The sequence below is a fragment of the Marinobacter adhaerens HP15 genome, assembly GCF_000166295.1.
Classification (GTDB): domain Bacteria; phylum Pseudomonadota; class Gammaproteobacteria; order Pseudomonadales; family Oleiphilaceae; genus Marinobacter; species Marinobacter adhaerens.
In genome coordinates, this window is record NC_017506.1 from 3,916,014 (window position 1) to 3,939,028 (window position 23,015).

At 60.1% G+C, this 23,015-nt stretch carries 13 protein-coding genes and 1 pseudogene; 6 read left to right on the plus strand and 8 right to left on the minus strand.

Annotation, left to right across the window (positions count from 1 at the left end; all coding sequences use genetic code 11):
* Positions 1–46: 46 nt before the first annotated feature.
* Positions 47–1,776, minus strand: a pseudogene (locus HP15_RS18340) (ABC transporter transmembrane domain-containing protein).
* Between the two features lie 254 nt (positions 1,777–2,030).
* Between HP15_RS18340 and HP15_RS18345 the strand changes: the two are divergent.
* Positions 2,031–3,848, plus strand: a complete 1,818-nt coding sequence (locus tag HP15_RS18345; protein ID WP_008176603.1) for an ABCB family ABC transporter ATP-binding protein/permease — start codon at positions 2,031–2,033, stop codon at positions 3,846–3,848.
* Here HP15_RS18345 and HP15_RS18350 read toward each other — a convergent pair.
* From HP15_RS18350 to recC, 4 genes are all read right to left on the minus strand, one after another.
* On the minus strand, positions 3,833–5,182 hold the full coding sequence (locus HP15_RS18350) for a sensor domain-containing diguanylate cyclase (protein ID WP_014578843.1): 1,350 nt from the start codon (positions 5,180–5,182) through the stop codon (positions 3,833–3,835). The two genes, HP15_RS18345 and HP15_RS18350, sit on opposite strands and share 16 nt — an antisense overlap.
* Positions 5,183–5,249: 67 nt before the next feature.
* A complete protein-coding gene (gene recD, locus HP15_RS18355; RefSeq protein ID WP_014578844.1) occupies positions 5,250–7,523 on the minus strand; it encodes an exodeoxyribonuclease V subunit alpha in 2,274 nt (757 codons plus the stop codon).
* Positions 7,520–11,224, minus strand: coding sequence for an exodeoxyribonuclease V subunit beta (recB, locus tag HP15_RS18360; RefSeq protein WP_014578845.1), 3,705 nt, complete (start codon positions 11,222–11,224; stop codon positions 7,520–7,522). Before recB ends, recD begins: the two co-directional genes overlap by 4 nt.
* The gene (gene recC / locus HP15_RS18365) at positions 11,221–14,847 is read right to left on the minus strand and encodes an exodeoxyribonuclease V subunit gamma (RefSeq protein ID WP_014578846.1); all 3,627 of its coding nucleotides are present in this window, start codon (positions 14,845–14,847) and stop codon (positions 11,221–11,223) included. The genes recB and recC overlap by 4 nt, the downstream gene beginning before the upstream one ends.
* 155 nt (positions 14,848–15,002) lie before the next feature.
* On the opposite strand from recC, the gene HP15_RS18370 reads away from it, so the two are divergent.
* Complete coding sequence (locus HP15_RS18370) at positions 15,003–15,788, plus strand: SDR family NAD(P)-dependent oxidoreductase (protein WP_014578847.1); 786 nt, start codon at positions 15,003–15,005, stop codon at positions 15,786–15,788.
* A gap of 18 nt (positions 15,789–15,806) precedes the next feature.
* Here the strand turns inward: HP15_RS18370 and HP15_RS18375 are convergent, their stop codons facing one another.
* Positions 15,807–16,097, minus strand: a complete 291-nt coding sequence (locus tag HP15_RS18375) for a DUF6482 family protein (RefSeq protein WP_014578848.1) — start codon at positions 16,095–16,097, stop codon at positions 15,807–15,809.
* A 77-nt stretch (positions 16,098–16,174) separates the two neighbouring features.
* Here HP15_RS18375 and HP15_RS18380 point away from each other — a divergent pair, with 77 nt between their 5' ends.
* The gene (locus HP15_RS18380) at positions 16,175–16,606 is read left to right on the plus strand and encodes a hypothetical protein (RefSeq protein WP_014578849.1); all 432 of its coding nucleotides are present in this window, start codon (positions 16,175–16,177) and stop codon (positions 16,604–16,606) included.
* 83 nt (positions 16,607–16,689) lie between these two features.
* A complete protein-coding gene (locus tag HP15_RS18385; RefSeq protein ID WP_014578850.1) occupies positions 16,690–17,130 on the plus strand; it encodes a DUF4864 domain-containing protein in 441 nt (146 codons plus the stop codon).
* 5 nt (positions 17,131–17,135) lie between these two features.
* Here HP15_RS18385 and folM read toward each other — a convergent pair whose 3' ends face one another.
* Positions 17,136–17,843, minus strand: a complete 708-nt coding sequence (gene folM, locus HP15_RS18390) for a dihydromonapterin reductase (protein WP_014578851.1) — start codon at positions 17,841–17,843, stop codon at positions 17,136–17,138.
* Positions 17,844–17,948: 105 nt separating this feature from the next.
* On the opposite strand from folM, the gene HP15_RS18395 reads away from it, so the two are divergent.
* The gene (locus tag HP15_RS18395; protein ID WP_014578852.1) at positions 17,949–19,658 is read left to right on the plus strand and encodes a VRR-NUC domain-containing protein; all 1,710 of its coding nucleotides are present in this window, start codon (positions 17,949–17,951) and stop codon (positions 19,656–19,658) included.
* A complete protein-coding gene (locus HP15_RS18400) occupies positions 19,655–21,952 on the plus strand; it encodes an ATP-dependent DNA helicase (protein ID WP_014578853.1) in 2,298 nt (765 codons plus the stop codon). Before HP15_RS18395 ends, HP15_RS18400 begins: the two co-directional genes overlap by 4 nt.
* Here HP15_RS18400 and cra read toward each other — a convergent pair.
* A complete protein-coding gene (gene cra, locus HP15_RS18405; RefSeq protein WP_049784503.1) occupies positions 21,873–22,907 on the minus strand; it encodes a catabolite repressor/activator in 1,035 nt (344 codons plus the stop codon). The genes HP15_RS18400 and cra overlap by 80 nt on opposite strands.
* Positions 22,908–23,015: the final 108 nt, after the last annotated feature.

Below are 23,015 nucleotides of genomic sequence, written 5' to 3' on the forward strand. Positions count from 1 at the left end.
AGTGTAAGTAGTACGGTCACAGGAAACAAACCGACTATTGTCGCCCTCAGGCCGCATTGTCCCGGAATTGCAGTTTTGCCAGGCGTTGATAGAGGGCGTTATGGCGCATCAGTTCATCATGGGTGCCCACCGCCAGCAGGCGTCCCTGGTCCATAACCGCAATCCGGTCCGCGTCCCGGACCGTGGCCAGTCGATGGGCAATCACCAGGGTGGTACGCCCGGCAGTGAGAGCTGGCATCGCTTGCTGGATCAGGTTCTCGCTCTCCGCGTCCAGTGCGCTGGTGGCCTCATCCAGCAACAGCACTGGCGCATCGGCCAGAAGCGCCCGGGCGATGGCAAGACGCTGCTTCTGGCCACCGGACAGGCCCAGGCCAGCATCCCCGAGTGGCGTCCCGTAGCCCTTTGGCAGGCTCTGGATGAAATCATGGGCATGGGCGACCTTCGCAGCCTGCTCGACATCCTGCTGGCTGGCATCAGGCCGGGCGTAACGGATGTTGTCGGCCACCGTGCCATGGAACAGGGCTGGATTCTGGGGCACCAGGGAAAAACACCGGCGCAGCGCATCGAGAGACAGATCGGCAGTGTCGACGCCATCGAGCAGAATTCGGCCCTCTGTCGGCTGATAGAAGTGCAGCAGCAAATCGAACAGCGTGGATTTTCCGGCTCCGGACGGCCCCACCAGGGCCAGGGTCTCGCCGGCCCTGACCTCCAGCGAAAGATCTGTCAGCGCGGGCTGTTCCAGCCGCCCCGGGTAACTGAAGCTCAGCCGCTCAATCCGGATTGCCCCCTGAACGTGTTCAGGGAGTGTCTGTGTCGACGCTTTGCGTTCAAACGCCGGCTCAGTCTGTAACAGTTCAAACAGCCGCGCCGCCGAGCCTGCAGCCCTCTGCAACTCGCCGATGACCTCGCTGATGGCGCCGGCAGCAACACCCACCAGCAGACTGTAGAAGACAAAGGCCGCCAGCTCACCCGGGCTGATCCGGCCGTGAATAACGTCCAGGCCCCCTATCCAGATGACGATGCCCACAGCGCCCATCACCAGGGAGATGGCCAGTGTGGTCAGCCAGGCGCGCTGACGGATACGCTGGCGGGCAATCTCGAACGCCCGTTCAGACACTTCGGAAAAATACTTGCGGTCGTGGGGCTGATGGTTGAAGGCCTGAACGGTCTTGATCTGGGTAAGGTTCTCGCCCACGTAGCTGCCGACATCGGCAACCCGGTCCTGGCTTAAACGGGAAAGAGCCCGCACCCGCCGGCCATAGAACAGAATAGGCGCGATCACCAGGGGAAAGCCCAGCAGAATAATGCTCGCCAGTTTGGCGTTGGTGATGAACAGCAGCAGCAACCCCCGACCAGCATCAGGGCATTGCGCAGCGCAATGGAAACCGTGGAGCCAATCACCGACTGCAGAACCGTGGTATCGGCAGTGAACCGGGACTGGATTTCCAGGGCCCGGTTCTGCTCGAAAAAGCCCGGATGAAGATCAATCAGGTGGTTGAAGACTTTTTTGCGAATATCCGCCACCACCCGTTCGCCGATCCAGGAAACGAGATAGAACCGGGCAAACGAGCCAAATGCGAGCCCCAATACCAGGATGAAAAACAGACCGATGGCCCTGGCCAGGTTCTCCGGCGACTCGGTGGCTAATCCCTGATCGACAAGAATACGTAGACCCTGTCCTAACCCGAGTGTAATTCCGGCCGTAAAAATCAGCGCCACCAGGGCACCGGCAACAGCCCGCCGATAGGGGCTGATAAAGTCGATGACCAGTTTCAGGGCCTTGCGGTGACGAGTGTTAATGATGTGCCTCCAACCTGATGGCTACGATAGACTCCACTCCAATACGGTTTGTACTGGCAATAAGACCTATCATACAGCTACGTAAGAGCGTGCGGGGCGGGATGGCCTGACAGGACCGTCGAAAGCCATGGATGGCTTTCGCCGAGCGTACAGGGACGTATTTAAAGCGTGTCCTGTCAGGCCATCCCGCCTCGTGCGCTCGACTACTCTGAAGTAAAAAAGGAAATCCTGTGCGCGCATACGCCGACAACGATTACCCGGCAGATCATAAACCGGACTGGAAAATCATTTCAGGCCTCTGGCCCTATCTGGCCGAATTCCGCGGCCGGGTAGTCCTGTCCCTGGTTTTGCTGGTGTTGGCCAAACTGGCGACCGTTGCCACGCCCATTGCCCTGAAATACATCGTCGACTACCTCGACCAGAACCGCGGCGCGGACATGCTGCTTTGGATCCCGGTGATCCTTGTGGTGGCTTACGGCACACTGCGGTTTGGCGCCACCCTGTTCAATGAGCTTCGGGATGCGGTATTTGCCCGGGTAGCTGAACGGGCCATGCGCCGGGTGTCCCTGCGAGTGTTCGAGCACCTGCACCAGCGCGAACTGGCCTTCCACCTGGATCGAAAGACCGGTGGCCTTGCCCGGGATATCGAGCGGGGTACCAACGGCATCAGCTTCCTGCTGCGTTTTACCCTGTTCAACATTGTGCCCACCCTGCTGGAGATCCTGATGGTCGCCGGCATTCTTTTCGTGGTGTTCAACGTGGGTTATGTGCTGGCGATCCTGGTGGCCGTAGTGGTGTATGTGGTCTTTTCCATCAAGATCACTGAGTGGCGGACGAAATTCGTGCGCGAAGCCAATGCCCGGGATAACCAGTCCAACTCGCGGGCCATAGACAGCCTGTTGAACTATGAAACCGTCAAATATTTCAATAACGAGCGGTACGAGGCCGAGGTCTATGATCGGGATCTGGACGACTGGGAACAGGCCCGTCTGAAAAACCGCCTGTCCCTGGCCGCGCTTAACTCCGGTCAGGCATTGATTATCGGTCTGGCGATGATCGTGATCATGGCCATGGCGGTCCGGGAAGTGGCCAGTGGTGAAATCACCCTCGGTGACTTCACCATGATCAACGCCTACCTGCTCCAGCTGTTCATTCCCCTGAACGCCCTGGGGTTTGTCTACCGGGAAATCCGGCAGGCACTGGTGAATGTCGAGCGCCTGTTCAAACTGCTGGGGGACAAACCGGCGATTGAAGATGCTCCGGATGCTACCGAGCTGGCCGTGGATAGAGGCGAAGTGCAGTTTGACCACATCCACTTTGCCTACCGCCCGGACCGCCCGATTCTGAAGGATGTGAATTTTTCCATCCCGTCCGGCCACAAGATTGCCGTGGTGGGAGCCAGTGGCGCCGGCAAGTCCACCCTCGCCCGCCTGCTGTTCCGCTTTTACGACGTCGATCAGGGCGCCATACGGATCGACGGTCAGGACATTCGGCAGGTGACCCAGGACAGCCTGCGCTCTGCGATTGGTGTGGTGCCTCAGGATACGGTGCTGTTCAACGATACCCTTTACCGGAATCTGGCCTATGGCCGACCGGAAGCCACGGAAGAAGAGGTGTACCGGGCAGCTCGAATGGCCCACCTGGAAGACTTTATCCACAGCCTGCCGGAGGGTTACGAAACGAAGGTGGGCGAACGGGGCCTGAAGCTCTCCGGTGGTGAAAAGCAACGGGTGGCCATTGCCCGGGTGATCCTGAAGAACCCGCCGTTGCTGATCCTGGATGAGGCGACATCCTCTCTGGATTCACTTTCGGAGCAGGCCATCCTCACGGCGCTCAAGGAAGTTAGCCAGAGGCGGACAACACTGGTGATTGCCCACAGGCTGTCGACTGTTATGGATGCGGACAGCATCCTTGTGATGGAGGGCGGAAAAATCGTGGAGAGCGGACACCATCAGGATTTGTTGGCCCGGAACGGGCATTACGCCCGGCTGTGGTTCCAGCAACACCAGTCTGATGGCGGGGATACCGAAATTCAGCCGGAATCCTGATCTTTGTAGTCAAACACGACCACTTGATTGCGGCCTTGAGCCTTGCCCCGGTACATCGCCTGGTCCGCACGTACCAGAATCTGGCTGGGTTTTTCGTCAGTCCGGTCGGAAATGGCAACGCCGCAGGTTATGGTGCCCCGCAGTTCATCAAAGCCAATGAACCGCAATTGTTCAACGGATCGGCGAAGGCGTTCCGCAAATTGCCTGGCACTGTTCTCGTCGCACTGAGGCAAGAGCACGGCAAACTCCTCGCCACCGATTCGCCCCAGCGTGTCGCCCGTACGCAGTTCATTTTTGATGCGGTGGGCAGTCTCCCTCAGGACAAGGTCACCAACGTGGTGCCCGTAATGATCATTCACTCTCTTGAACCAGTCAAAATCGAAGAGTACGACCGCATAGCCGGCGCCGTTCCGTTTCAGCCTCTCAAACTCCCAAGACAGCACCTCGGTGAAGCGACGCCGATTGGCTGCACCTGTGAGATCGTCAGTGGTTGATGTCTGTCGGAGCTCTTCTTCAAGCGTTTTCTGGGAGGTGATATCCAGGATCGCGCCGTGCCAGATGACCGTACCGTCCGGCTTGAATTCCGGTTTGGAACGGCCCAGAACCCAGCTGACCACGCCCTCGTTTATAACCCGATATTCACAGATCCAGTTTTCGCCGCTTTTCTTCGAGTGGTTAATGGTCTGTTCAACAAAGCCGCGGTCTTCTGGATGAATGGCCTGGAACACAATAGTCCCATCGGCGAGCGCCTGCTCAGGCGTCACGCCATAGACCCGTTCAATTCCGGCACTGGCATAGGGAAACGTCATGGTTCCGTCCGGTCTGATCTCGAACTGGAACACCACTCCCGGCAAGAGCGACGCCATTTTTTCAAAACGCTGGATCGTTTGCTGTTGCTCAGCCTTGATTTGCTCCAGCCTCTGTTCGTACTGCTTGCTGCTGGAGATCTCTATGTGCGTTCCGGAAATCCACTCGGGCTCCCCTTCAAGTGTCCGACTGACGAGGCGACCATAATCTCGGACCCAAACCCAATAGCCGTCGCGATGACGCATGCGGGCTTCACACTCGTAATACTCGGAGTCGCCGCGGAAATGAGCCGTTAACTTCTGCTCTGAGAGAGCCAGATCGTCCGGATGGGCGTGCTTCATCCAGGTGTCAATGGACACCGGTTGAAGTTCTTCCAGCGAATACCCGATGATTTCCGCCCAGCGCTCATTAAAAATCGTCTCCCCCGTCTGGACGTTCCATTCCCAGGTTCCGGCGCCGGTCCCTTCCAGAATGGTTTTTAAACGCGAGGCTTCGTCTTGCTGAAGATAAAAAGAATGAGAGGGCATTCCACGTACTGCATGTCAGAGAGTTCCCGGCGATCATATAAGAACATGTAGCTGGAGGCGATACCCATTAGTCAGTAGATTCCACAAGTGCGAGCGCCAAACCTGAGGCCCTGGAGACCTGCTGCGAGACGGCCTCCCTGAGCACCGGAATGTCCCCGGCAATCAGGCTGAACCAGTTTCTGGCGCGGGTGATGCCGGTATAGACCAGCTCTTTTGTCAGGACCGGGCTCAAACGGTCCGGCAAGACCAGGCAGGTGTGGTTGAACTCCGAACCCTGGGATTTGTGCACCGTCATGGCGTACACGGTTTCCAGCTGCTGCAGACGACTGGGCGAGATCCAGCGAATACCGCCAGCGGTGTCGCTATCCGGAAACGCCACTCGCAGGGTATAGCGGGGCTCACCGGTGTCGGTCCGATCCCAGGGCACGTTGACGGCAATGCCAATGTCGCCGTTCATCAGGCCCAGGTTGTAGTCGTTGCCGGTAATCAGCACAGGCCGGCCCTCATACCAGCCCTCGGCCCGCGAAATCAGTTTTTCAGCCAGTAACTGCCTTGCGATCCGGTCGTTCAGGCCTTCCACGCCCCAGGGGCCCTTGCGCAGGGCACAGAGCACTTGGAAGTCACTGAAGGCTTCAAGGAGCTGCACCGCCATCGCATCCCAGTCTTCGCGGGGGCTGCTTTCGTTCAGGCCATGATTCTGCAAGCGTTCGAGGTAATGGCGGTAACCAACGGGTGGTGGCAGGCTCTGACCATTCACTTGCCGGCCCTGCCCGGCATTTCGGAATGCCTCTGGTGAGCCGGTGATGGCATGTCGACACACCAGGTCCAGGGTGTCTTCCGTATCCCCACTTTTCGACCGGCCGTTAAGCAAAATGACATCGTCGAATTCCGCTTCCCGGATCTGGCGCAACATGGCGTTATCAAGCGCGTTAGTGTTCACTGCTTCGGCAAAGGCGCGGATACCGCTGTCCTCCCGGAACCGGTAGCTCTTGCGCAGCATGGCCACGGCCTGATCCATGGGTTGGCCGGTTTCGTCCACCAGTGACTCCGGTATCTCGCTTCCGGCCATGGCGGCCAGCCACCGGGCAGTTTCCGGAGTGTAATGCGCCAGCAACGCCCGCTGGCAAAGTTCCCCCAGTACCGCACCGGCGTCCACCGAGGCCAGCTGGTCCTTGTCGCCCAACAGGATCAGCTGGGCGTTGGCGGGCAAGGCATCAAACACCGACGCCATAAGATCCACGTCCACCATTGAGGCCTCGTCGATCACCAGGATATCCACCAGCAAAGGGTTGTCCCGGTTATGGCGGAATTTGCGGGTATCCGGCCGGCTGCCCAGTAACCGGTGCAGGGTAGTGACCCTGGTGGGGATATCATTCAGGTCCACGTTGCCCGGCAGTTCGGCAAGGGGTAACCGGCTCACTGCACCACCGATGGATTCGTTCAGTCGGGCCGCCGCCTTGCCGGTCGGGGCTGCCAGGCGGATCCGGTATTTCCGACCGGCCCGTTCGGGGGATTCCCCGGCGACGGCCTGAAGTGCCGCCAGAAGATTGACCACGGTGGTGGTCTTGCCGGTGCCCGGCCCGCCGGTGATCACGGCGAAATGGTTGCGGGCCGCTAGGGCACAGGCCAGTTTCTGGTAATCCACCGGTTCTGACGACCGGAACAGTGTATCCAGAGCGAGAGACAGGGTGCGGGCCGGACCGGATTCCGGATCTGCCAGGGGTGATGGCAAAGCCAGGCGGTGCCGGATACCCGCCGCAATGCGTTGTTCGTAGCGCCAGAATCTGCGCAGATAGAGCCGGGTTCCGTTCAGCACCAGGGGTGTTGTATGTGAGCCATCACTTACGGCGCAGGCGCTTTCCAGTATGCTCAAGCATTCCGGCAGCGTTACAAGTGCAAGCACGTCGGCGGGCTTGGGACGGTCCGGCTCGCTGGTGCCGGAATCGGTGAGCGGCTCCTGGACCGACTCCTCTGGCGGCAGTGAAAGGGTATGCCCGGCATCGGCCAGGAGATTGCCCAGATCGACGCAGACATGGCCACGCCCCACCTGATGGGAGACCAGTGCCGCCAGCAGCAGGAGCAGTGGGTCCGGGCGTTCGCCCTGCTCTTCCGAGAGCTCCCGGATCAGCCGGGCAAACCCCACATCCAGCGCGCGGATCCACTCCGCCTGCTGCCAGTGCAGCAGCAGGGACTCGGTTTTATCCGGGCTCGAGAGCAGATCTTTGATAGCGAAGGTGGTATCACCGGCAGCGGGTATGGTCGGCGTTTCCGCAGCGATGTCCTCCGCGAACAGATCAATCTGGTGGTCGGACTTTCCGGTTTGGGAGCGGGAACGGCTCATGCGGCCACCTCCGCAACCGACTCGCCATCAAACAGGGCATCCAGTTGTTCAATCAGGGCTCTGGGCGGTTTGTCGGTGAAGGCGCCACCTGTGCTGGAATCAATGCCTCGCAGGAACAGATACACCGCGCCGCCAATGTGTCGGTCGTAGTCGTAATCCGGCAAACGGGCTTTCAGCAGCCGGTGCAGGGCCAGCAGGTAGAGCACGTATTGCAGATCGTAGCGTTTATCCAGGATGGCGTTGCCCATGGCCTGATCGGTATAGGCGCTGTTGTCTTCGCCCAGGGTATTGGATTTGTAGTCCAGCACGTAATAGCGCCCGTTGTGTTCGAACACCAGATCGATAAACCCCTTGAGCATCCCGTTGAATCGGGTCTCTTCGACTCGGGGACGGTCCGCGCGATTCAGGGTGTGCGCCGTTACCAGCTCGTCGAGTTTCCGGATACTGACGTTGCGGCTTTCAAACCAGAACTCCAGTTCCGGGCGCAGGGTGGTCAGGTCCGACAGGCAGACGGTTTCTGCACCGGCCCGGTCGAGGCTCAATGGTTTGCTGATCAATGCCAGCAACCAGCGCACCAGCGGCTCCACCCATTCGTTCCAACCACGAGTGCCGCAGCGCCGGGTCAGCTGCTCATGAAGCAGCGGCGGGTTATCCACAACCCGCTGGAACCCCTGCTGCGTGCACCATTCCAGCAATTCGTGCAGGAAGGTGCCGGGTCCGGCGCCTTTCGGAAAGTTATGCTGGTTGCGCTGGTTGGCCATTTGAGCCGGGTTTTCCTCTTCGTCCAGGGTGCTTTCTTCCAGCAGGTTCTGGGTCTGGGCATCTTCCACCTCACCGGTAAACGCGATCCCGGTGCCGGTCATGCCGGTGTATTCGATGGAGGAGTAGCTGGCAATCCACCAGTCCTCTCTGGCCTCACGGGAAGAGACCATGGCCGGGCCAAGCGCTTCGGGCGCCGGTCCGTGGTAGTGCGTATCGTCCGGATCCGGTAACGGGGTTATCCGGATCTCCGCTCTGCCCTCTGCCAGTTTCCCCAGGCAGTCGCTGATACGGCTTTGCCCTTCGCTTCCAATCAGGTAGCCCAGTCCGCTTTGCTGCCAGTTGTCCAGGGCCGCCGTGCCGACCCAGGTGGCGAAGCGGGCCCGGGTCAGGGCTACGTAGAACTTGCGGATATCCTCACCTAGGCGTTCCCGGTCAGCCCTGGCCACGTCGTCCGGCGACGGGTCGAATACCGTGACCAGCCTGCCCTGCTCATTGTGATAGCGCACGAAGGCCTGCTTTTCACTCTGGGCGCGAAAGGCCGTGCCAAAGGGCAGAAACACCAGCGGGTATTCCAGACCCTTGGACTTGTGCACGGTGATGACCTTCACCAGGCCGGCATCACTTTCCAGCCGCAGGGTACGGTGTTCATCTTCCTCGTCGGCTGCACGCAGAATCTGGGTGTAGTGATGCACCAGGGCATGTTCGCCGTCCAGTTGCAGGCTGTCCTGCTGCAGCAACTCGGCAATGTGCAGAATGTCGGTCAACCGCCGTTCGCCGTCAGGGCGTTGCAGTAACTGGCCTGGCACCTCGAAATCCATCAGGAAGGTTCGCAGCATGGGCAGTACACCCTGTTTCTGCCATTGCTGCTGGTAACCAATAAAGCGCTCGATTTCCCGTTCCAGCACGAGCTCGTCGGTGAGAAGCTGATTCATGGCATGCCAGGACTGACCGAGGGTGGGTGTAGCCAGGGCCGCGCGGATATAGGCCAGCTGCCGGGGCTCGGCAAATGCCCGAAGCCAGCAGAGGATTTCCTGTGATTCCCGTGAGGTCAGCACCGAATCGCGGTCTGACAGGTACACACTCTTGATACGCCGCTGGCCCAGGGCGTCCCGAACTGCGCTGGCCTCGTTGCGGTTGTTGACCAGTATCGCGATGTCTTTGGGGGCAACCGGCTCCAGATCGCTCGGATTATCCGGTAAGGCAAAACCGGCCTGCCCGGCCTGGCCCAGGGTCAGCAAACGGGCGATCTCGCTAGCGCAGGTTTCTGCCATATCGGCCCTGGCGGCGCCCTTGGCAACGCCTTCCTCTTCCCCAGATTCGTGGGTCCAGAACACCAGGCTGGGCTGCACTTCTCCGTTAATCGACCAGCTTCGTTTGGTACCGTTGGCGTCCACGCCCTGGAACGGCAGCGGTGAGGTGTCGCCCTTGCCGAACAGGAAGGCGCCGTCCCGGCTGTTCTGGTCACTGTGGTCAAAGACCCGGTTAACCGCCGCCACCATGGTCTTGGCGGAGCGGAAGTTCTTGCCCAGTGTGTAGGTCCGCTCTTTCACGCCCTGCCTGGCCTGCAGGTAGGTGTATATATCAGCACCCCGGAAGCCGTAGATGGCCTGCTTTGGATCCCCGATCATCAGCAGGCAGGTACCGGAATCGCCGCCAGACACATTATAGATGCGGTCGAAGATCCGGTACTGCACCGGGTCGGTGTCCTGGAATTCGTCAATCAGAGCAACGGGAAACTGGCGACGGATCGTCGCGGCCAGCTGGTCGCCCCGGGGGCCATGCAGCGCATCGTCCAGCCGGGTGAGCAGATCGTCAAAGCCCATCTCCGAGCGTTTTTGCTTTTCCGATTCCAGCCGTTCGGCCATCCAGTGGCTGGCGTGGCGGAGAATGTCGGATTTGGCGCTGGGCTGGTTCTGGCTGAAATCCAGCAGCGCTCCGATGGCATCAAAGGCCGGGTGATGAGGGGCAGAATCATCGCCCTTGAGAATCTTGTCGAGCCCTTCGGGCGTCTGATTCTTGAAGCCCGCGGCGCTATCGATCTTTTCGGGCAAAAGGTCGTCCGATTCCGCCCAGGCAACCAGCAAATCCCAGACCTTGATCATGGCATTCTTGCTGGCGCCATGGAGTCGCTTGCTCTTGTTCAGATCGTTCAGCAGCTCGATCACGTCATCGCGCCACTGGCTCCAGGGGTGGGCTTTCAGAGACTGTGACTGTTCCAGACGCCGGTGGACCACCTGATCGATGGCCTGATGAACGCTCTCCGGGGGTGTGCCCAGGCTCAGGGGATCGTCAATCAGATTGCGAACACCCTGGCGCAGGTCCCCGGGGGTTTTCCAGTGGCTCAGGGCCTCGTCCATCAGCGCCGGTGGCAGCGGATAGACAAAGGTGCGCCAGTAATCCCGGGCGACCTCGTCCAGCAATTCGCTCTGGTCGGTTTCGAGGGTGAGTTTGAACAGGCTGCCGCTGTCGAAGGCGTGCTCGCTGAGCATGCGGTTGCAGAAACTGTGGATGGTGGATACCGCCGCCTCGTCCATCCATTCGGCGGCCAATAGCAGCTTCTTTCGGCATTCCGGCCAGCTGGCCGGATCCGGGTAGCTTTCATCCCGTAGCTGGTAGATCAGTGCCGTTTCCGCGGGCGGATTGGGCTCGTCGGGCGCATCAGAAAACACCTCGGCGGCCTGGGTGAGCCGGGTGCGGATACGGTCACGCAGTTCCTTGGTAGCGGCCTCGGTAAAAGTGACCACCAGCAGGTTGGGAGGCAGCAGGTTCTGCAGAGGGCTGTCGGGCGACTGACCCTGGCCAAGCACCAGGCGCACGTACAGAATGGCAATGGTAAAGGTTTTGCCGGTGCCGGCACTGGCCTCGATCAGGGCACTGCCGTTGAGGGTCAGTGCCAGGGGATCCAGATTCGGATTCCGGTTGGTCATCTGCTCGGTCATTCCAGGCCTCCGATCTGATCTGCAGCCGATTTGTCCTGCTCGGCTTCCCAAACCGGCACGTAGAGCTGATGCAACAGGGCTTCGAATTCACTGCTGGCCATCAGCAGCTCCGGTGTTTCAAAGGCCCCTCTCAGGTAACCGGTATCCCGCTTCAGAGCAATGGAATAGGCCTGCTGCGCCTCTGATATGGCTCGTTCATGGTCACCGACGTACTTTTTGCTGCCGTAGAAACTGGTGATCCAGGCAAAGCCGGCCTCGCAGTGAATGGGCAGCGCCCGGGTGGTGGCGTCCATCCATCCGCTGAGCACCGTTTCGAACAACGGTCTGGCCCGCTCTGGATGCAATGGAGCAAAGCGGAATTTCCGTCCCTCCTCCTTGCCCAGAACCAGGGTCTCAAAAGGTTGACCGCCGAGCTGGCCTGCCAGATGGATCAGCCAGTCCCGCATCAGGTTGGCATAGCGTACTTTCTTGCTGGATCCTGAACCGGTCAGCAGGCTGGAACTGGCCACCACCAGCCGGCACAGCTCTCCCTGGGCATTGCAGCGCAGGTTGTCGATCAGATCCGCGATTTCCACCGAACCCAGGGCGCTTTCAAACCGGTAATCAAAGGGCAGCGGTTCAGCAACCGCTTCCGGCCAGTCAGCCAGTGCGTTCTGGTAACGCTCGAACAGATCGGGCAAGCGCCCCGCCAGCTCGGAACGCAGGCGGTGTTCGGTCACGCCCATACCCAGGTCGCCGCGTCGCGCCATGCGGTCCAGAGTTGCCTGCAACCGATCGTGCAGTTCCTCGTCGCTGCTGGCTTTCAATAGCCCATCCTGGATCAGCTCGTTGTCCAGGCGCCAGCGGTCCAGGCCGTCCAGTTCGAAATTCTCGTTGTCGGTGTCGTCGTCTTCGACATCCTCGAAGCGCACCTGCAGCCGGCGCTGGTAAAAGGTGTCGATGGGTTTTTTCAGGAAAGCCGCCAGATCGTTCAGGCTGATGGGCTCTTCGGGCGCCTGGTAAGGTAGTGCCGACTGTGTCTGCGCGGCAGCCTCACCACCATGGGCACTGCGCCATTCCCGCTCGTAGGTGAATAACCGGCGTGCCTCCAACACCTCGGCCAGGGGACGGGGCGAACTGTTTTCCCCCTTTCCACCCTCCTCCAGCCCGTTGGCTTTCGGGAAATAGCTCCGGCTGAACGGCTGCAACGGGTGTTGGGTCGTCAGTGCCTCGATGACCTTGGTTTCGGGTTGCCCAGACACAGACCAGAGACTGTCCAGATGATCCTGAAGCTGCCCCACCAGAACCGACGGCGGCCGTTCCGAATCATCCTTTATGCTGCGGCCTACCCAACTGATGTAAAGCTGCGCCCGGGCGGATAACAGGGCTTCCAGGAACAGGTAGCGATCGTCTTCCCGGCGGGAGCGGTCCCCCGGGCGGTAATCCTGGGCCATGAGATCGAAATCCACCGGCGGCCGGGAGCGGGGATAGTCGCCGTCGTTCATGCCCAGCAGGCACACTTTCCGGAAGGGTATTGCCCGCATGGGCATCAGGGTGGCGAAGTTGACCTTGCCGGCCAGGAAACGCTGGTTCAGGCCGCCTTCATCCAGCCCCTCCAGCAGCACATCCTTGACGATGTTCAGGGGCAGGGTCTGTTCCTCAAGGCCTGCTGCCAGCGCGTCTTCCAGCCACTGCTCCAACTGGCGGCGGAAACGGTTCAGCAGCAACAGGTCGCTGCCTTCGACCTTGTGGAAGAACTGCCCGAGCATCTCTGAGAACAGGTGTTCCCATTCGTCCGGTGTGCGATGGGTCTGAAGCGCTTGCCAGAGGGTTTCCAGCTGATGCACAAAGTCGTTCAGGCGGCCGGCAAGACTGGCCTGCAGGCCGCCGATCTCGCCGAAGGGTTCCACACCGGCCCAGGGCTCATCGTCGCCCATGCCATAACCCAGCAGCATCGAGCGCAGACCGGATTGCCAGGTATTGCGTTCCAGTTCGGCGGGCAGGTCCAGGCTTTCCCGGTGCTGGCCGTGCAGACCCCAGCGGATATTGGCGCCCTCGACCCAGCGACGGGCCAGGGGGATCTCGTCTTCATTGATACCGAAGCGGTCCCGTATGCCGGGTACTTCCAGCAGGCTGATGATCTCACTCACCGCAAAACGACTGCGGGGCAGTGACATCAGGGTTTCCAGAGCAATCAGCACCGGCTCGTGGTGGCGCTGGCCCTGGTCGGAAATGGTGAAGGGAATGTGGCGTTTCCGGCCCGGCTGGTAGCGGCCGAATACGGCCTGTATGTGGGGCGCGTACACGTTGATATCGGGCACCATCACGATCACGTCCCGGGGCCGCAGCGTGGGATCGACGTTGAAGGCGGCGAGAAGCTGATCGTGCAGAATTTCCACTTCCCGCTGTGGGCTGTGGGCCTGGTGGAACGCCAGGGAATGATCCTGCTGAACATCCAGTTGTCGTTGTTGCTGGCGGATTTCCCGAAGGGGCGTCAGGTTGTGGATATCGTTCTGCAGCTGATGAAGCAGGCGCGGTGCTTCCGGGTTGCCATGGTCCGAGAAAATATCAATTTTCTGGTCCGGAGTCTGGAAGCTGCCCCGGTACTGATCCGGGTTGTCGAACTCGTCCAGCAGCCGGATGTAGTCCCGGCCCTGCTTGCCCCAGGCGGCCAGCAGTGGATTGGCGTGCTGGTGCAGCTGGTCCGGATCCTCAATGGCGGAAAGTGTCGGATGGGTCCTGCCCCGTTTACGTTCGGCGGTGAGTAGCTCCCGGTCGCTGATGATGTCGGCCCAGTAGAACTGGCAGGGGTTGTGAACACACAGCACTACCTGACTGAACCGGCTCAGCACGTACAGGGCTTCCAACGCTTGCCGGGGCAGTGAGGAGACGCCAAAGACGACAATGCGGGTCGGCAGCCGGGACGGGTTGGCCGGCGCCTGAAGTCGCTGGCCCTGTTCCATGAACCGGGTATGGATCTGCGAGCGGCTGGTATGAGCGTCTGCGCCCACATCCTCAACCAGCCGGCGCCAGAGCAGGGGCTGCCAGCGGGTTTCCGCATCCAGAGGCTTTTCCTCGGCCCGGGCCGTGATAATCACGTCCTTGCCCTGCTCCCAGGCGGCCAGCCAGTCGGCCCGGAACACCTGGTACTGGTCAAACAGATCCGCCACCTTCTCCGCCAGCTGGAAATTGCGCAGGTCCGGATCGTTACCTTCCAGAAACCGGGCCAGGGGTGTGAAGGCCTCGTCCTGCCCCACCAGACGTGGCAATAACCGGTACAGCCGCCACACCAGCCGCCGTTTGTCGAAGGGCGACTGTTCCGGTACCTCACCGTCCGGAAGCACGGCCCGGTAGGCTTGCCAGATAAACCGGGCCGGGAACAGGAAATCCATACCGGCAGCAATTCCAAGGCCGCCCTCAAGGCCATCTTCGGTGCGCTTCTCCGCCAGCGCAAGCTTCAGCCACTGGGCAATGCCGTTGCTCTGCACCAGGAAGGTCTCGCTCTCCAGTGGCGGCATTGGGTTGTGCCGACAGATGTAGACAACGGCCCGGCGCAAGTCTTCCAGATGGTTGGCGTGGATCGCGTGAAACCCGGGTTCGATCCTGGCGCGTTGCTCGGTGGGCTCGGTGGAGAGTGCGGCCATGAATTTCCTTGTCTGGTGTGCAGTTCAATCCTGTTGCCACAGGTTACCGTATGTGACCACAGATGCGGACTGTCTGAAACGTCTGATCTCCAAAAATCATAACGGCCCGTCGCGACAAACGGTGTCGTGAATTATCTGCAAAAGGGAGAAGCACTATGTGGACACTGATCACTGGCGCGGGGTCGGGCATTGGGGAGGCCCTGGCCCTGGAACTTGCTGCTCAAGGCCACGACCTGATCCTTGCAGGCCGCACCGTGTCAAAGCTGGAGGAGGTCGCGACAAAGCTCCGTGTGGAGGCGCCCGACCGTGAAGTGATGACGCTGGAAGTGGACCTTGCGGATCCCGAAAGCACCCGTGATCTCGCGCAGCAGGTGAGCGACGCCGTAGATCGTCTTTCAGCGTTTGTGTATTGCGCTGGCGTGGGTGAGCCGGCTGCGGATTTTGCCAGCCTTGGGCTCATTGATTTTCAGGAAGCCCTGGCCGTGAACGTGTCCGCGCCCATGCTGCTCACCCAATCGTTGTTACCGATACTCAAAGGGAGTGATCCCTCGTCGCGAATCGTGATGATTGGTGCGGGTATGGACAAGCATGCGCAACCCGGAACGGGCAGCTACGGGATCAGCAAGATGGCGCTGCGTCGGCTGGTGCGTCAGATGTCCGTTGAGTTCGACACCATGTCGGGCGGGCCGGTTGTCAGCCTCTTTCAGCCGGGGCTGGTGGATACGCCGGGTATTCGAAGCCATATCGATAAGGCGGGCAAGTTAGATCTGCCCCACGCGGAGTGGCTGACCAATCGTCTGGCGTCGGGGGATTGCCTGAGTGCCGAACAGGCCGCCAGTGCCATCGTGTTTACGCTCAATCAGATACCGGAGAGCGATTTTCACGGGGCCGTGTTCAACGGCGCCGATCTCGTGGATTCGCTCTCATTCGCTGGAAGCTAGGGGAACGTCAAGCGGGCCCTAGAGAGGGACCCGCATGGTTTCGGAGCCGCTGTCAGGCATACCAATCATTTCATCGGTTCCAGTCGGCGGAATCACCTCGGTGCGCTCGACCTCGTATTCGTGGAAATGTTCTCGCACCGCGCAGGCTCCGGTGAACATCACTGGCTTGTCGTAGGGGTCCGTCAGAACGTAGCCCTGTCCATCCAGATAGAACCGCGCCATGTAATAGCGCCCTTCCATCGAGACAATCTCCAACAGAGAAATTGTGTCGTGCTTGTGTTTTTTCAGTTCGCCGGTGTCCATGTGCATGGGAAGTCTCCCGCAGGTTTATTGTCGTAAGGAACAGTACGAAACGCTTTCCGTTACAGGTCATAAAACGAGCAATTATGAGCAGGATTGATTTGGTCAAAGCCGCCGTGGACGAGCAGTTGAATGACAGCTACGACCTGCTGGCCATGCGGATGCTGTTTCCCCCGGACCACGTGGAAGTAAAAATTGATCAGGAAATCAAAGACCTGTACGTGTATCCGGAAAGGCTCGATACCGGGTATCGCGACGAATGGCGAGCCATTGCCACCCGGGCCCTGTTCCGGAACGCCTTTGACGATCACTGGCGGCCTGATGAAGAGAATCTGGAGCGCTACCTGCATTTTCTGAGAGATGAGGCCATTCCCCGTTGTGTTCACGACAACATCGAACTGTTTCGTATGCTCGGCGAGGTCCTGTCGATCGCGAGGTCCGACAACGCTATTGCCTTTCCGGATCCAAAGCGTCGGGCCCTGATGAAGATCATCTGGCCGGAGAAGGGTCGTCGGTGAGAGTAAGCTGGCTGGCGGAACGCGAATCCGGAGCCCTGATCCGACCGTATTGTTTAAAAGATGAACAATAGAGAGGTGCCATCATGGGTCACCAACACATCGTTTCCGGAAAGTGGCTGATTCCCGTGCTTCTGGCTTTCATTGGCTTCGCGGTTCTCGGGTCCCCACAGTCTGTGGCCAGTGACAAAGACGCAGAAATCCGCGACACCATCCTGCGCCAGATCGAAGCGTTTGCGAACAACGACGAGGAGCAGGCCTGGGCCCACGCCTCCGAGGGCATCAAGCGTCGATTCGGGTCGTCACAGGTGTTTGTCGATATGGTTCGTGAAGCCTACCCGGCGGTGCACAACGCCACGGCCATCGAGTTTACCCAGCGCGTGCCCCACGGCGCCTTTGAAATCCAGGTGGTGCGGTTGCAGGGGCCGGAGGGCAAGCGATGGGACGCCTATTACCGGATGGTGCTCACGGAAGGGGCCTGGAAGGTGGCCGGCGTGAGACTCCAGCCGGCCGAGCTGGGCATTTAACGGGATCAAACCAGATGGCGCCCACCATCCAGGGGCAGGGTGCGGCCCGTGATATAGGGGTTGTCCAGCAGAAACTGAAGCGTGGCGACAGCGACCTCAGCCCCCGGTTCTATTCCCATAAGCGACTTCTTCAGGGTTTTCTCCCGATACGCCTGGCTATCGCCCTGGTTGAACATGATCAGGGACGGCGCCACGGCGTTCACCTTGACCCTGGGCGCCAGTAGACGGGCGAACGACAGGGTCAGGTTAGTCAGGGCTGCCTTGCTGGCGGCATAGGCGATATGCTTCGCGCTGCCCTTCTCCACCACGTAGTCGGTCATGTGGATAATGTCGGTTGTCGAACCCTCCTGCTCCAGCATCGACCGGCACGTGAGGTTTATCCGGTACGGTGTCATCACGTGAATCTGCATCATGGCGTTCATCACGTCTGCCGGGTCGGAGTCTTCGCTCTCTGGTATCCAGTCCGACGCATTGTGGATAATGGCACGTAGCGTGTCCGTCCGGGATTTCAGGGCCTGGATGAAGTCATCAATGCCCGCATTCGTGGCAAAATCCGCATGGAGACACACTGCTCCCGCCTTCTGCAGCGCGTCGATGGCCGGTCGATAGGTTCGGTAGGTGACGATGATGGGCTGGCCGCGGTCAAGACAGGCTCTGGCAAAGGCCAGACCAATGCGTTGGCCGGCGCCGGTAATCAGGATGGGTGCGGTCATGGTGTTCTCCTGTAATCAGTGTCTTACCTACGTTAATGTCATGCCGACGGCTCAACGTGGTAGCGTCACTTTCCCGAACCATCCTGAAGGAAGATCAACCTGGCCATGTCACCGGCGAAGCGACAGAGCACACAACTGGCCACTGCGGATCTCGACAATCCGCTGTACTACCTCGAGAACATGGAAACCGTCCTTGGCTGGGTCCAGAGCCATCACGGTGACTTGCTGACAGCAGAAGAGCTGGATCGACTGGCCAGTTTCCATACCCTTTCAATGCCGGCCCGGGCATTGCTGACCCGAATGGTGATGCGCACGGGCGATCTCTTCCGGTCGGACAAGCTCAAGTATCCGGAGCTCGGCGTACCAGAGGCCAGTGCCCTCGACGAAATCACGGAGGCAGGCTGGCTGGACACCGATCCCCTGCTCAGCCTGGATGAACTGTTCAGATTGTTCACGCTTGGAGAACTGCGTCCGGCCATGGAGCCGCTTTTAAAGGCGGCGGGAGAGCCCGCCAACCTGCCCAAAGGCCGGATGCGCGACGCTCTGCTTCTGCGATTTCCCGACCCTCTGATCGTTGCCGACTGGCTTGGCCAGCACGCCAGGCCGGTTATCAGGCTCAAAACCATGGCGTTGTTTGACCGGGTGCGTCTGATGTTTTTTGGCAATCTTCGCCAGAGCTGGTCCGATTTTGTGCTGGTGGAACTGGGCCATCAGCAGTTTGAGCCGGTCACTTTCACACCGGATTCCCGGGCCTTCCAGCAGCGTTCCGAGGTCGACCTGTATCTTGCCATGCACCAGTGTCGGGAATGGCTGGACCAGGGCGTACCCGCCCTCGAGGTTTGGCAGGCGGTTCCGTCGCCCTCGAATAACGCCTGGCTGACCAGCCGCCGTGACCGGCTGTTGCTGGAATTGGGCCGGCAGGCGGAGCGCCAGGGGGAGCGGGAACTGGCATTAGAGGCTTTCGCCAGCAGCGGCCATCGGGAAGCGCGGCTGAAACAGCTCCGGTTGCTGGAGCGGATGAAGCGTCACCGGGAAGCCTGGGCCATTGCCTCCGAGTGGCAGAACCAGGAACTGAGCGATGCAGAAGCCCAGGGTCTGGCGCGGATTCTCAAGCGGCTTGCGAGCCGGCTTGGCGAGATAGCGCCACCGCCTCCGGAGCAGCCGCTCATCCGGGAGATCACCCTGACCCTGCCCAAGCCAGAGGTCGGGTCGGTCGAATACGCCGTTCGGGACCACCTGTATCGGGACGAGGCGCCCGTGCTTTATGTGGAGAATACTCTGATCAACGGCCTGTTTGGCCTGCTCTGCTGGCAAACCATTTTCGAGCCGGTGCCGGGGGCCTTTTTCCATCCCTTCCATGTGGGCCCGGCGGACCTGACCCGGGAAGATTTCGTCAGCCGTCGGAAGGGATCGTTCGAGCAATGCTTTGCGCGGCTGGCGGATGGCAGTTATCGGGAGCGGATACTGGCGAATTACCGGGCCAAACAGGGCACCACCAATCCGTTCGTGATCTGGCCGGTCATCACCGAGGAACTGCTGAGCCTGGCGCTGGACTGTCTGCCACCGCCGGATCTGGAACGCCTGTTCCGTCGCTTGCTGTTGAATATCCGGGAGCATCGCAGCGGCTTTCCTGATCTGATCCGGTTTCTCCCCAATGTGGCTGAGCCTGACAAGCGTTATGAAATGATCGAAGTGAAGGGGCCGGGTGACCGTTTGCAGGACCACCAGATTCGTTGGCTCGAGTTCTTTGCGGCTGAAGGCATCCCCGCCAGTGTTTGTTACGTGCGATGGCAGGCGAGCGAGGCGATGGAATGACGGTGACAGTTGCCGTCCGTACTCTGTGCGAGTTTGCCGCGCGTAAGGGCGATCTGGACTTCCGCTATACCCCGGCACCCAGTGCCGAGGAGGGCATTGCTGGCCATCAGGCAATCCAGTCCCGGCGCGGCTACGGCTATAAAAGCGAGCATTTACTGACCGGTGAATGTATGGGGTTATTGCTTTCCGGCCGCGCCGATATCTATAACCCCCACCGAGGCCGGCTGGAAGAGATCAAAACCCATCGGGGTGACCTGTCCCGAATCCGTGAGCATCAGCGGGCACTCCATCGGGCTCAGCTGCGAGCCTACGGCGCGCTGTTGTGCCGGCAGGAAAACCGGAAAACCCTGGAGCTGGCACTGATCTATTACGACACCGGCAGAGACAAGGAAACGCCAGTGGTGGAGACCGCCAGCGCCGAAGAGCTCTGGCAGGAACTGGAAACCCTGTGTAGTCATTACAAGGCCTGGGCTGAGCAGGAAGAACATCACCGCGAGCAGCGCAATGTCCTGCTTTCAGGCCTAAGATTCCCCTTCCCCGCGTTTCGCCCCCGGCAGCGCCAGCTGGCGGAGACGGTGTACAAAAACTCGGTAAAGTCCGGCACCCTTTTGCTGGAAGCCCCCACAGGCCTGGGCAAGACCCTCGGCACCCTGTTCCCGGCGTTGATGGCGATGCCAGCAGCCGGCCAGGACCGCCTGTTCTACCTCACTTGTCGCAATACCGCCCGTCAGCTGGCCATGGATGCGGTTGGTCGCCTGCGTTCGGCTCAAGCTGCCCAGCATTGGCCACTGAGAACCCTGGAACTGGTCTCGAAAGATGACGCCTGCGAGCACCCGGACAAAGCCTGCCATGGCGATTCCTGCCCCCTGGCTAAAGGGTTTTTCGACCGGCTTCCTGACGCCCGGGCGGAAGCCGCCCAGAGCGAAGGCACGCTGGATCAGCACGCCCTGGCGAAGATCGCCGCCGGTCACGATATTTGCCCCTACTTTCTGGCCCAGGAAATGGCCCGGTGGAGCGATGTGGTGATCGGGGATGTGAACCGGCTGTTCGATCAATCCGCCCTGCTCCACGGTTTGATTCGCCAGAACAGCTGGAAGGCCAGCGTACTGGTGGATGAGGCCCATAACCTGGTGGACCGTGGCCGGGGTATGTATTCGGTTCGGCTGGATCAGCAGCGCTTACTGAGGATCAAAAAAACCGCACCGAAGCCGCTGAAATCCGCCATCGATCGCACCGCCCGCGCCTGGCAGAGCCTGATCCGGGATTGCCAGGCTGATACACAGAGCCCGGAGTTTCTGGAGACGCTGCCGACGCAATTGCTGGGTGCCCTGCAGGCGATGGTTTCGAATCTGACCGATTACCTGGCCGATAATCCCCCGGATCTGGCCCTGCAGGAGCTGTTGTTTGAAAGCGTCGCCTTCATAAAGCTGGCGGACTCCTTTGGTGATCATTCCCTGTGTGAATTCCAGCGCGCCGGTCGGGGGCGGGCCAGCCTGACCATCCAGAATCTCATTCCGGCGGATTTCCTGCGGGAGCGGTTTGAAGCGGCGCATTCGGTTCTGCTGTTTTCCGCCACCCTGAGCCCCGGTGTTTACTATCGGGATTTGCTGGGATTGCCCGAGGATTCCCGTTTTACCTCCTTGCCCAGCCCGTTCAGCGCCGACCAGCTGCGGGTGCAGTTCACGCCCGGTATCAGCACCCGCCAGGTTCACCGGGAGGCATCACTCAAACCGATTGCCGACCTGATCGCTCGCCAGTTCCGGGATCGGCCCGGGCATTACCTGGCGTTTTTCAGCAGCTTCAAATACGCGAAGCAGGCCAGCGACGCGTTGGCGGAGCAGGCGCCGGATATACCCCAGCGAGCTCAGCAACCGGGCATGTCGCCTCAGCAGCGAGCAGATTTTCTGGCCGGTTTCCGGAATCCGGAGGGCAGTGTGGCGTTTGCGGTGTTGGGTGGGGTGTTCAGTGAAGGCATTGATCTGCCCGGTGATCAGTTGATCGGTGCCTTTGTGGCCACCCTGGGCTTGCCACCGTTCGATGCCTGGCATGAAATCCTGAAGGTTCGCCTCGAAAAACGCTTCGGCGCTGGCTATGACTACACCTATCTCATTCCGGGGCTGCAGAAAGTGGCGCAGGCGGCGGGGCGGGTGATTCGCACCCCGGAAGACCGGGGGGTGATCTGGCTTATTGATGACCGGTTTCTGCAGCCGGCAATCAGCAGGTTTTTTCCGCGCTGGTGGTTTGCAGAGGGCGACACTGCCGATCCGCGGCCCGAGTCTTCAGAGACCGGTTAATCACTATGGTGTCGACAGGGCCTTCCTGGGCAATAGCCGACAGTGCCTGCTCAAGTGTGGCATTGGCGATGGCCTCATGATCCTGAGGAAGAGAGTTGACCGCCAGTGGAAGAAAGTCCAGCAGCCGGTCATCGCCGAAGGTCGCTATTTTCAGAGTCTTCGGAAGCGGGTCCGGCTGATCGAGCAGAACATCCAGAACCCCTTGAAGCAGCGTGAAAGAGGCTGTAACCAGGGCATCCGGCAAACCATGGTCAGTCAGGATCCGACGCATCATTGCGGCGCCAGAGGCGCGATCGTAATGAGGGCCACTTTCTACCAGCGGGGCAATGCCGGCCTCATTTGCGGCCGCCATAAAACCTTCCCGGCGCTCCCGGGTCATGGCGATCTCCGGCACGGCATCCAGCCAGGCGATACTGGCGGTTTTCCCTCCCAGCACAGAACGGGTCAGGATCTCGGCTGCTGAGCGGTTGTCGCTGACCACACATCGAATCTGATCCGGAGACTGGGCGCGATCAACAGCAATCACCGGTAGACCTTCTTTCTGCAGTTGGGGATAAAAAGGGTCGTCCAGGGACAGGGCGCTGGCGACTATCAGGGCGTCGCAGCGCCTTGCTTTCAGTGCTCGGGCCAGGGACTTTTCGGTCTCGGGGTCGTCATCAGAGCCGGCAATCAGGAGCTGATAGCCTCTCGCCCTCGCGCCCTGCTCAAGCAATTTGGCCAGGCGGGCATAACTGGTGTTCTCGAGATCCGGCAGAATAAATCCGAGGGTCCGGCTGGCCCCACCCCGTAGCGCTGCCGCCTGGGTATCTACCTGAAAGTTGTGCTTATGAGCCACCGTAAGCACTTTTTCGATGGTGTCCTGTTTGATGCGCCGTGAAGCCCCCTGACCATTAATGACATAGCTGGCCGTGGTTCTTGAAACGCCGGCAAGCCGGGCAAGTTCTGCAAGGGTCATGGACGACAGCTCCGATTAAAAGATTGCTTGATTTCTGATCATATCTGTTTCACCATCGATTTTAAGCATGCTGACACGATTCAGCAAACAAAAACTGATACGCAGTAT

What these genes read in the sequence shown, in the direction of transcription:
- recB (WP_014578845.1), bottom strand. Translation starts at nt 11,224, where the DNA reads ATGACCGAGCAGATGACCAACCGGAATCCGAATCTGGATCCCCTGGCA.
- recC (WP_014578846.1), bottom strand. Translation starts at nt 14,847, where the DNA reads ATGGCCGCACTCTCCACCGAGCCCACCGAGCAACGCGCCAGGATCGAA.
- HP15_RS18350 (WP_014578843.1), bottom strand. Translation starts at nt 5,182, where the DNA reads ATGCCCTCTCATTCTTTTTATCTTCAGCAAGACGAAGCCTCGCGTTTA.
- HP15_RS18395 (WP_014578852.1), top strand. Translation starts at nt 17,949, where the DNA reads ATGTCACCGGCGAAGCGACAGAGCACACAACTGGCCACTGCGGATCTC.
- recD (WP_014578844.1), bottom strand. Translation starts at nt 7,523, where the DNA reads ATGAGCCGTTCCCGCTCCCAAACCGGAAAGTCCGACCACCAGATTGAT.
- HP15_RS18400 (WP_014578853.1), top strand. Translation starts at nt 19,655, where the DNA reads ATGACGGTGACAGTTGCCGTCCGTACTCTGTGCGAGTTTGCCGCGCGT.
- folM (WP_014578851.1), bottom strand. Translation starts at nt 17,843, where the DNA reads ATGACCGCACCCATCCTGATTACCGGCGCCGGCCAACGCATTGGTCTG.
- HP15_RS18385 (WP_014578850.1), top strand. Translation starts at nt 16,690, where the DNA reads ATGGGTCACCAACACATCGTTTCCGGAAAGTGGCTGATTCCCGTGCTT.
- HP15_RS18370 (WP_014578847.1), top strand. Translation starts at nt 15,003, where the DNA reads ATGTGGACACTGATCACTGGCGCGGGGTCGGGCATTGGGGAGGCCCTG.
- HP15_RS18375 (WP_014578848.1), bottom strand. Translation starts at nt 16,097, where the DNA reads ATGCACATGGACACCGGCGAACTGAAAAAACACAAGCACGACACAATT.
- cra (WP_049784503.1), bottom strand. Translation starts at nt 22,907, where the DNA reads ATGACCCTTGCAGAACTTGCCCGGCTTGCCGGCGTTTCAAGAACCACG.
- HP15_RS18380 (WP_014578849.1), top strand. Translation starts at nt 16,175, where the DNA reads ATGAGCAGGATTGATTTGGTCAAAGCCGCCGTGGACGAGCAGTTGAAT.